4 protein-coding genes and 1 tRNA gene are annotated in these 2,019 nt (G+C 47.6%); 2 read left to right on the top strand and 3 right to left on the bottom strand.

The annotated features are described in order from the left end of the window. The 3 genes from F6K37_RS09055 to F6K37_RS09045 form a co-directional block, all read right to left on the bottom strand. The coding region (locus F6K37_RS09055; RefSeq protein ID WP_287249640.1) for an inositol monophosphatase family protein at positions 1-215 on the bottom strand (215 nt) is incomplete at its 3' end. 416 nt (positions 216-631) lie between these two features. Continuing rightward, positions 632-1,102 carry a thermonuclease family protein gene (locus tag F6K37_RS09050; protein WP_229414242.1) on the bottom strand — a complete coding sequence of 157 codons (471 nt, stop codon included), beginning with the start codon at positions 1,100-1,102 and terminating at the stop codon, positions 632-634. Between the two features lie 76 nt (positions 1,103-1,178). Beyond that, entirely contained in the window at positions 1,179-1,547 is a 369-nt protein-coding gene (locus tag F6K37_RS09045) for a 2Fe-2S iron-sulfur cluster-binding protein (RefSeq protein WP_008178059.1), read from the bottom strand. Between the two features lie 84 nt (positions 1,548-1,631). Between F6K37_RS09045 and F6K37_RS09040 the strand changes: the two genes are divergently transcribed. Together F6K37_RS09040 and F6K37_RS09035 are read left to right on the top strand one after the other, a co-directional pair. Next, positions 1,632-1,718 (top strand) — tRNA-Ser (locus F6K37_RS09040). Beyond that, positions 1,670-2,019, top strand: a 350-nt coding sequence (locus tag F6K37_RS09035; protein WP_353837916.1) for a hypothetical protein, incomplete at its 3' end; no start/stop codon positions are given. The genes F6K37_RS09040 and F6K37_RS09035, both read left to right, overlap by 49 nt.

The raw sequence follows: 2,019 nt of genomic DNA, 5'->3' as shown, positions 1-2,019 counted from the left end.
AGAATCGAATGGTCTGGCACATCGTTTTTGAGTATATCTAAGACTACTGCTTCTGCTTCTTTATCAGCTGCAGTGACTAAATCTCCAGGACGACCTTTCTCTTCTACAGTTTTGAGATTGCCCCAGTAAGTTTTCAAAACATCACCAGCAGCAGTGGCAGCTTTAGCGGCAATATCAAGGAAAGTTTGTAGTTGTTCGGAGGTATGTTCTGTCATTGAGCAGATAACCTGTAGTTTATGAATTAATTCGGTAAGCAGTCAGCAGTCAGCGGTCAGCGCTCAGCTTATTTTATTCAAAAGTAACTCAACTAGCTTGGCCATCAGCCGTAAGCAGTCAGCGGTCAGCTGTCAGCTTATTTTATTCAAAAGTAACTCAACTAGCTTGGCCATCAGCCGTAAGCAGTCAGCGGTCAGCTGTCAGCTTATTTTATTCAAAAGTACCTTAACTAGCATGGCCATCAGCAGTCAGCGGTCAGCGGTCAGCTTATTTTATTCAAAAGTACTGATTGCAAGTAGCCCATAGGCTGATAACTGATAGCTGATAACTGATAGCTGATAGCTAATTGCTGATAGCTGATAACTGATAGCTGATGGCTGATAGCTGATTGCTGATGACTAATAACTAATAACCACTAAGGATTTTGACGGCGAAATTCTGCTGGTGTCAAGCGCAAAGGCTGATCTGGGTTCCAAATCCCATAGCCCATAATTCTGGCATATTCTTGAGCATGGGCTATTTTATCATCATATTTGTTATTAGGAACTAGGGGTGAAGCTAAGGCACAGCCCTGAGCTACCAACTGCTCATTGACCAACACACCATCTAGCCATACATAGGCTAACCAGCGGCTATAGCGGTCTTTTTCCTCGACATCCAGCTCCAAAATAACCGATTGTTGATCACTAGTTTCACTGAGGATCTTCTTTAAGCAGGTTTTTGCCTGATCTCCCCAAGGCTTTTGTTTCCAGCTTGGTGCCTGAATACCAATCATCCGGATTCTTGCCATTAATGGTGGATCTTGATTGGTGATCAACACATCCACCGTGTGTCCACTGATCACCTTTTGCACTTGAGCTTCAATCTGGTTGGGGACATTTGTCAATTGGCATCCCCCGAGCAAGAGCAGAAAGCAACTAAGGAGGCTCCCCGCTCTACTGTACCTCTGCTTGGCTAGTTTCCTAATCCTCATCCAGTGGCAGCCCAAACCGAACCTTACCTTTAGCAAAATATCGACCGAACTGAAGTTCATACACTTCATCTTCATCCTGAGTCTCTACCTCTAGGTCTGACCGGGGATAACTCACACACAATAGAGCATAGCCTTGTTCCCGCAATTGTGGAGATAGTCCCATGGCTTCCGGTTGGTAGACTTTTCCAGCCAACACTCGCACTGCGCAAGTGGTACAAGCTCCATTGCGGCAGGCAAAGGGTAGCTCCACACCCTGGTTTTCTGCGGAATGCAAGATATAGCGGTCAGTTGGCACGTTTACCTTGTGCTTAGCACCAGTTTGGCGATTATGAATCTGAATGGTGTACGATTGAGTCATTGACTTCCTATATAATTTTCTGTATAATCAGAAATCGGGCGATGAGTTGAAAAAGATTCAAAGCTCTAACTGAATACTTTACCTGGAGAGGTGGCCGAGTGGTTGAAGGCGCAGCACTGGAAATGCTGTTTAGGGGCAACTTTAACGAGGGTTCGAATCCCTCCCTCTCCGTAGCAATTCAATCAATACTATCAGTATGCTGGCGTGAGCATTCAGCAGTCAGCGGTCAGCGGTCAGCGGTCAGCGGTCAGCGGTCAGCATTCAGCGGTCAGCGGTCAGCGGTCAGCATTCAGCGGTCAGCGGTCAGCGGTCAGCATTCAGCGGTCAGCGGTCAGCATTCAGCGGTCAGCGGTCAGCGGTCAGCGGTCAGCATTCAGCGGTCAGCGGTCAGCGGTCAGCATTCAGCGGTCAGCGGTCAGCGGTCAGCATTCAGCGGTCAGCGGTCAGCGGTCAGCATTCAGCGGTCAGCGGT

The organism is Moorena sp. SIO4E2 (assembly GCF_010671945.1).
Taxonomy (GTDB): Bacteria; Cyanobacteriota; Cyanobacteriia; order Cyanobacteriales; family Coleofasciculaceae; genus Moorena; species Moorena producens.
This window is presented reverse-complemented; position numbering and strand designations above follow the sequence as displayed.